Genomic DNA, 7,487 nt, shown 5'->3' with positions numbered 1-7,487 from the left:
TTTGAGTTCCCTTCGCCCTTGTTAATTTTTCTTTAGCATTTTCTTATTTTTGTCAAGGGTGGCGGGAGAACCTACTAGAAATTTGCTTTAGATGCACTATTTTTTGACTCTTATTTTTTCATAGAACTTTTTACATTACCGCAGTTTTCACTAAAAAAGTATAGTTACAACTATCATATTATTAATTCTATGTAAAATATTAATAAATATTGTAAAATAACTTGGTTAATATTATAATTAAGGTAACAACAGGAAATAAAGGGGAGTAGCTAGCAGGATGCTGTTTAATTAGTCGTCAGTACGGCCTAAAGCCCGGCTAATTATTTATAGCAAGACCTTTATTTAGACACTTTTTGTGTTTGAATAAAGGTCTTTTTATATAAAAAAACAAAAAGGGGGAAATAACTTGGAACAATTAACAATGGGAATCAAAAATCTTACACTAGGGAATCTAGGTATGTTTATTGTAGGCGGTTTTCTAATATACCTAGCAATAAAAAAAGATTTTGAGCCAATGCTTTTATTACCTATTGGTTTTGGAGCAATCTTAACTAATCTTCCTGTAATCGAGGGTATTCCTGGTATATCAAGTCCTGAAGGAGTATTAGGTATACTAAAAGATGCGGGCATAACTACAGAACTATTTCCTGCACTAATATTTATTGCAGTAGGGGCAATGATAGATTTTGAGCCACTTTTAAAAATGCCTTCTATGCTATTCTTTGGAGCAGCAGCCCAGTTTGGAATATTTATGACATTATTATTTGCATTAATTCTAGGTTTTGATATAAATGATGCTGCAGCAATAGGCATTATAGGAGCTGCCGATGGACCTACTTCTATATTTGTTGCCAGTAGATTTTCGCCTAAATATTTTGCGGCCATATCTGTAGCGGCCTATTCCTACATGGCTTTAGTGCCTTTAATACAACCGCCAGTTATTAAATTACTAACTACAAAAGAGGAAAGAAAAATAAGAATGGAATATAGGGATGTAAAGATTTCTAAGATGGTAAAGATACTATTCCCTATTCTAGTTACGATAGTTGCTGGAATTATAGCTCCTATTAGTGTTACATTAGTTGGTCTATTGATGTTTGGAAATCTAATAAGAGAATGTGGAGTTTTAGAGAGACTTTCAAAATCTGCTCAAAATGAATTAGCTAATCTAGTAACTTTACTTTTGGGTATAACTATTGGTTCCACAATGTATGCAGAAGAATTTTTAAAGCCTCAGACATTGATGATACTAGGATTAGGACTTGTGGCATTTGTATTTGATACAGCAGGCGGGGTACTATTTGCAAAATTTTTAAATCTATTTGTAAAGAAAAAGTACAACCCTATGGTTGGAGCTGCAGGGATTTCAGCTTTTCCTATGTCTGCAAGAGTCATACAAAAGCTTGCAAAGGAAGAAGATCCTACAAACTTTGTGCTTATGCAGGCTGTTAGTGCAAATGTAGCCGGGCAGATAGGTTCTATTATTGCAGGAAGTGTAATTGTTGCTCTACTTTCTCAAGGAGGTTTTTAATATGGAAAATTTAGGAGCCGGATTAGAAATGATGTTATATGGTATAGCAACAACTTTTTCAATTTTAATTATATTTTATTTTGCAATAAAACTATTGGCTAAAATATTCCCTGAAAAATAACACATAAACATCTACCTTCTTAAATATGCATATATAAAAAGAGGGAGATGATTTAATGTTATCACCAAGTTCTGAAGACTATTTAGAAGAAGCCTATAGATTAAGTGTCAATAATAAAGATATAAGGATAAAAGATATTGCAGATTGCCTAAATGTCTCTATGCCCTCTGTAGTTAAAGGTCTTAGAAAATTAAATAGATTAGGGTACATAGTCTATAAGCCTTATGAAAAAATAGAGTTAACTGATAGAGGGAAAGTTAAAGGAGTTTTTCTAGTAGAAAGAAACAAGATATTGAGAGATTTTATTGAAATTATTGGATCAGATTGCGATATAGAACAAGAGGCAGAGGCAATGGAACATTATCTTACTATATCTACTATAAAAGCTATAGAAAAACTAGTAAAGTTTTTTTCGGAAAATGAAGACCTTTTATTGGAATTTAGCAATTTTAAAACCGAAAGCGAATTACATGATTAGAAAACTGTTTAAATATAAGTGTAATGAAGGGATAGAGATTCTTCACTGCGTTCAGAATGACAACTTCTTTCATCCTGAACGCAAGTGAAGGATCTTTCTTTTATACAATCACACTAAACCTATAGCAGTGAATATGGTTTTAATTGTAAAGGTGACTACTATAGCTATTCCTGTGGTTAAGAGAAGTGTAAACGCAGGCCATTTTAAGCCATTTGATTCCTTGCGCATTGTAAGTAAAGTAGTTGCACAAGGAAAATGTAGTAGAGAGAAGAGCATAAAGTTTAATCCTGTTACCCAAGTCCAACCATTATCTATTAATAGGCTTTTTAGTGTTTGTAGATTATCAAATTCTATCATTGCACCTTTAGACAAGTAGCTCATTATAAGTATTGGAAGTACAATCTCATTGGCAGGAAGACCTAATATAAAGGCCATGAGTATAAATCCATCTAGGCCTATAAGCTTTCCAAAGGGTTGAAGAAATCCAGCACATAAATTTAGTAAACTAGTATCTCCTACCATTATATTTGCAAATAGCCAGGTTATGGCACCTGCAGGAGCTGCAACTATGATTGCTCTACCAAGCACAAATAAGGTTCTGTCTAAAAGTGACCTTATAAGGATTTTACCTATCTGAGGTTTCCTATATGGGGGTAGCTCTAGAGAAAATGATGAAGGAACCCCTTTTAAAACTGTAGATGATAACAGCTTTGATACTACTAGAGTAACTATTATGCCTGCAAGTATCATAAAAACCACTGATAAAGTTGCTAATATTGAGCTATACTTGGCACCAGCTAAGCCCAAACTACCAAAAAAAATTGTAGATATGGCTATAAGTGTAGGAAAACGACCATTGCAGGGAACAAAGTTATTAGTGATCATAGCTATTAGTCTTTCTCTTGGCGAATCTATAATACGACAGGCTATTATTCCAGCAGCATTACAGCCAAAGCCCATACTCATAGTTAGAGCTTGCTTACCATGTGTACCAGCTTTTCTAAAGGCATTATCCAGGTTAAAAGCTATTCTAGGTAAATATCCTAAGTCTTCTAAAAGTGTAAATAAGGGAAAAAATATAGCCATTGGAGGGAGCATTACTGCTACTACCCATGCAAGAGTTCTATACATTCCAAGAATTAATATGCCATGTAGCCATTCAGGAGCATTCATGTACACGAAAAAGCTGTTCAACTTATCTTCAAATCCAAATAGCACATTTGCTAGCAATTGAGAAGGATAGTTTGCCCCTTCTATAGTTATCCAAAACACTATTCCTAATAGAAGCAGCATAATTGGATAACCAGTTAATTTTGATGTAAGTATGTTATCAAGTTTTTTATCCCAGTTTACTCTCCTCTTATCATTTATAATGACAACTTCTTTTGCTATGTCTTCAGCTTTTTCATATATTGTTGATACTATACTATCACCAAGAGCTTCGCTATCTCTTATTTTTTTAGACATCAATTCATCTAAATTATTCGTCAAGCCAGTTTTATCATACATATTCTACATCTCAACTCCTATGTGATTATTTGCCATCAGGAATTCTTGTATGGATTTTAATATACTATTATCGCCATCAATAATTCTCAATGCTATCCACCTAGCGTTAAAGCTTTCTTTTATATATTCAGGAAGATTTTCGACTATTTCAGAAACTAAAGATTCAATTTCATTGTTATACTTAATTTTTAAAGGCTTCGGCAGAAGCTTTTTTTCTATTATAAGATCTATCACTTCTTGTAGTTTATCTACTCCTATTCCATCCCTTGCAACCATTGGAATTACAGGTATTTTTAGAGATTCTTCTAGCTTATAAGTATCTATTCTTATGCCTTTTCTAGTAGCTTCATCAATTAAGTTAAGGCAGAGTATTACATTATCAGTTATCTCCATTATTTGAAGTACAAGGTTTAGGTTCCTTTCTAGACATGTGGCATCTGCTATAACTATAGTAATCTTGGGATTTCCAAAACATATAAAATCTCTTGCAACTTCTTCTTCTGCAGAGTTTGCAAGTATGGAATACGTTCCTGGTAAATCAACTAATAGATAATCTTTATCCTTGTATTTAAAGCTACCCTGAGCATTTGAGACAGTTTTGCCTGGCCAATTGCCAGTATGTTGATTAAGTCCTGTAAGATAATTAAATAGAGTACTTTTTCCTGTATTTGGGTTACCTGCAAGGGCAATAACTATTTGCTCTTCATTTTTTTTAGATAGATTGAATTTATCCTTTAATAGTGATAATCCGCTAGATTGACTAGTGAGACCCATTTTGTTCCTCCTTGAAAATTTTCTAATCTTAAATTATATTGGTTTTACTACTATATTTCGGGCTTCTTCCTTTCTTAAGGCAATTATAGAACCTCTAATATTAAATGCTATAGGATTACCTGATGGACTTAATCTTTCAACAGAAACTAGAGAGTTAGGAATAAGTCCTAAATCAAGAAATCGTCTTCTAGAAATTCCACTATTTAAAATTTCCTTAATTCTTGCTGTTTTACCTACTGGCAATTGATCTAGCAATATATGGTCATGTTTTAATTGATTAAATTTTATTGAAACACTATTATAAATTTCCATTTTCATACCCCCAATTTTGTGTTTATGTATTAGCCAAGGCTAACAACTATTAAAAGTTAGCCTTGGCTAATGATTATAATAAAAAAATAATCATATTATGTTATTGGGTTTTTTCTTTTTTCTCTGATATTGTCATTATATTTATCTGCTAAAAAAATGTTACAGTTAATCCTTATGTTATAGTCCTTGATCAGGTGAAGTAAAGACAGGAAAAGTTACAATAAAAGACATGGTTAATGGAGGAAGTATTGAGGTTAATATATCAGAAACTAAAGGAAAATTTATGTACTAGGACGGTAAAACCGTCCTGTTATGTTTATAAACTAATAATATTTTTTCTTACACAAGTGCTCCTCTACTAAGCAAAGAGCTTCTCCAAATCTTTGGAAGTGCACTACTTCTCTTTCTCTTAAAAATCTCAATGTATCTATAACTCCAGGATCATCGCTTACACTTATTAGATATTCATAAGTGGTTCTTGCTTTTTGTTCTGCTGCCATGTCTTCATGTAAATCTGTAACTGGATCTGCTTTTGATTGGATATAAGCAGCTGTCCAAGCTTCCCCAGCTGCATTATGTGGGAATGGGCTCTTGCCATGATTTACATAATGAGCTTCAAATGGGGTCCCCTTAATCTGCTCAACCGTAGCATCCTTGGTTAGTTTATAAACAAGTGTACCTATCATTTCCCAGTGAGCTAGTTCTTCAGTACCTATATGTTATCAGCGATAAACATAAAAATTATTTAGGTAACTTAGGATATAGATCTAATGTAAAATCATCCACCTTTCCACTCCAACGACCACCTTCTTCTTTAGTATAAACTACTTTATCAATTACTTCTTTGAGAATGTCATTCTTTTCTTTGGGATTTTCTAATCTATTATAAGTTTCTAAAACTTTTTCTACTTTTGGAATAATAGTTTTTTTGTTTTTTTCTATAATGAAAATACTGTTTAATTTATTTTCTAATTCTGTTTTATTTTCTTTAGCAGTATTAATTTTATCATTTAGCACTTTAGATCTTTCTAAAAACACTTCTGTAGAATATATACCTTGCTCTAAAAAATCATGTAAGCTACTTAATTGTTTATTCAAAGTTTCTAAATCATTACTAATATTTTCTATTGATTGTTTGATTATATTAACTTCTAAATTATTTTCTTGTTCTTCTTGCTTTTTTACTTCTAATTTATAAACCTTTAGCCAATCTGCTAAAACTTGTAGTAGCTTTTCCTCCACCAGATATAAAGGAGAGCTTACATTAGGACAAGTGGGGCCTACACAAAGTAAAGTATCAGGATAACCACTTTTATAGGGTTTACGATTCATGTTTCTTCCGCATATACCACACTCAACAATTCCAGCAAGAGGGTTTTTAACTTTGTATCTAGCAGGCACAGGAGTAGCAGGATTTTCAGATAGATATTCTTGAGCTAGATTAAACACTTCTTCATCAATGATTGCTTCATGAAGTCCATCTACTAAAAGCCAATCTTTTTCTTTAGCCCTTGGCCTTTCTTTTACCATCTGGCCATCAACCATTTTCTTTATGGTCTTTCTCCAATTCCAACGAATTTTACCAATATAAACAGGATTGCTAAGTATGCTCCTAATACTTGAAGTTACCCAATCGCCACCTTTAGCCGCTAGGATTTTCATATCATTTAGTTTTCTAACTATGAGGGAAACTCCTAATCTTTTATATGAGCCATCTCCTTGTAGTTCGCCATTAGTATATAACTCAAAAATTAATTTTACAACATTAGCTTGTTCAGGATAAGGCTCTAACGTGAATCCTTTTTCACCTTTAAGCTTAACTCTAGTGTACCCATAAGGAGGAATATTACCTACGAATTTGCCTTCTTTAACAGACTGTATTCTCCCACGTTGAAGCCTTCTATTTGTTGTTTTATATTCTCTCCTACTCATGAATAAGCCGAACTCAAAGTATTCTTCATCAAACTCATCATTTGGATCATATACCTTCATAGGAGTAATAATTTTGGTATTAGAATATTTAAACGTTTGGGCTACTAATCCCTGGTCCATAGTGTCTCCACGAGCTAAACGTTCTACTTCTACAACAAATACACCCTTCCACATTCCTGTTTCAACATCAGATAAAAGTTTCTGCATTTCAGGTCTAGAGGCTATAGTCTCACCAGATACAACTTCTTGATAAATTTTAGTAATATTAATTTTCATTTTCCTAGATAGACTAAATAAAATATTTTTATGCCTAGCAAGAGTTTCACCCTCCCCTCTTGTTTCTGCTTCAAGGTCTGCCCTAGATTTCCTCAAGTACATACAATACATTAAACCACATCCTTGTATTTCAATTTTACTAATTCTTCTGAAACCTTTAGGTAGCAAGCTAGTTGTTGAATAGTTTCATATTCATATGTGTCAACATTATCAGGTATAAGAAGCTCAGCAGCAAATTTATTCGCTTGAACTTCTATTTGGTCTTTGTTTAATAAACGATTTTCAGTATAGTAGCTAGTGTTTAAGTGAGTATGTAATATCAAATGGCCTAACTCATGAGCTATAACAATCCTTTCCTCTTCATCAGACAATCTATTAGATATATAAATATATTCATTGCCCCAAATATCCCTAAAAAACCTTCCCTTTTCATCATTTATAAGTTGCTTTTTAATTAACAGGACATCCAATAAATCTAATAACTCATATACATTTCTAGTCTCATATATTTCTATTAATCCAATAACAATTTCTTTTATCCAGGTCACAATATC

Annotated in this window: 7 protein-coding genes and 1 pseudogene; 3 read left to right on the top strand and 5 right to left on the bottom strand. The window is 32.6% G+C overall.

The annotated features are described in order from the left end of the window. The first annotated feature begins 421 nt into the window (after window positions 1-421). The 3 genes from ABV008_RS15660 to ABV008_RS15650 are packed head-to-tail and all read left to right on the top strand — an operon-like array spanning window position 422 to window position 2,130. A complete protein-coding gene (locus ABV008_RS15660; RefSeq protein ID WP_502929797.1) occupies window positions 422-1,531 on the top strand; it encodes a sodium ion-translocating decarboxylase subunit beta in 1,110 nt (369 codons plus the stop codon). 1 nt (window position 1,532) lies between these two features. Continuing rightward, window positions 1,533-1,652, top strand: coding sequence for an OadG family protein (locus ABV008_RS15655; protein ID WP_352420778.1), 120 nt, complete (start codon window positions 1,533-1,535; stop codon window positions 1,650-1,652). 55 nt (window positions 1,653-1,707) lie between these two features. Then, a complete protein-coding gene (locus tag ABV008_RS15650; RefSeq protein WP_352420777.1) occupies window positions 1,708-2,130 on the top strand; it encodes a metal-dependent transcriptional regulator in 423 nt (140 codons plus the stop codon). Window positions 2,131-2,238: 108 nt separating this feature from the next. Here the strand turns inward: ABV008_RS15650 and feoB are convergent. The 5 genes and pseudogenes from feoB to ABV008_RS15625 all read right to left on the bottom strand — a co-directional run bounded on the left by feoB (window position 2,239) and on the right by ABV008_RS15625 (window position 7,481). Then, window positions 2,239-4,413, bottom strand: a pseudogene (gene feoB, locus ABV008_RS15645) (ferrous iron transport protein B). Window positions 4,414-4,446: 33 nt separating this feature from the next. After that, window positions 4,447-4,725 (bottom strand): FeoA family protein, encoded by a 279-nt coding sequence (locus tag ABV008_RS15640; protein WP_352420776.1) that lies wholly within the window; start codon window positions 4,723-4,725, stop codon window positions 4,447-4,449. A 323-nt stretch (window positions 4,726-5,048) separates the two neighbouring features. Continuing rightward, window positions 5,049-5,441 (bottom strand): manganese catalase family protein, encoded by a 393-nt coding sequence (locus ABV008_RS15635; protein WP_352420782.1) that lies wholly within the window; start codon window positions 5,439-5,441, stop codon window positions 5,049-5,051. A 25-nt stretch (window positions 5,442-5,466) separates the two neighbouring features. Then, complete coding sequence (locus ABV008_RS15630) at window positions 5,467-7,044, bottom strand: recombinase family protein (RefSeq protein ID WP_352420775.1); 1,578 nt, start codon at window positions 7,042-7,044, stop codon at window positions 5,467-5,469. Then, complete coding sequence (locus ABV008_RS15625; protein ID WP_352420774.1) at window positions 7,044-7,481, bottom strand: ImmA/IrrE family metallo-endopeptidase; 438 nt, start codon at window positions 7,479-7,481, stop codon at window positions 7,044-7,046. Before ABV008_RS15625 ends, ABV008_RS15630 begins: the two co-directional genes overlap by 1 nt. Between the last annotated feature and the right edge of the window lie 6 nt (window positions 7,482-7,487).

The organism is Proteiniborus sp., from assembly GCF_040308045.1.
Classification (GTDB): Bacteria; Bacillota; Clostridia; order Tissierellales; family Proteiniboraceae; genus Proteiniborus.
This window is presented reverse-complemented; position numbering and strand designations above follow the sequence as displayed.

Excerpts from the sequence above, each read along its gene's own strand:
- ABV008_RS15630 (WP_352420775.1), bottom strand. The coding sequence starts at position 7,044 with ATGTATTGTATGTACTTGAGGAAATCTAGGGCAGACCTTGAAGCAGAA.
- ABV008_RS15655 (WP_352420778.1), top strand. The coding sequence starts at position 1,533 with ATGGAAAATTTAGGAGCCGGATTAGAAATGATGTTATATGGTATAGCA.
- ABV008_RS15640 (WP_352420776.1), bottom strand. The coding sequence starts at position 4,725 with ATGGAAATTTATAATAGTGTTTCAATAAAATTTAATCAATTAAAACAT.
- ABV008_RS15660 (WP_502929797.1), top strand. The coding sequence starts at position 422 with ATGGGAATCAAAAATCTTACACTAGGGAATCTAGGTATGTTTATTGTA.
- ABV008_RS15650 (WP_352420777.1), top strand. The coding sequence starts at position 1,708 with ATGTTATCACCAAGTTCTGAAGACTATTTAGAAGAAGCCTATAGATTA.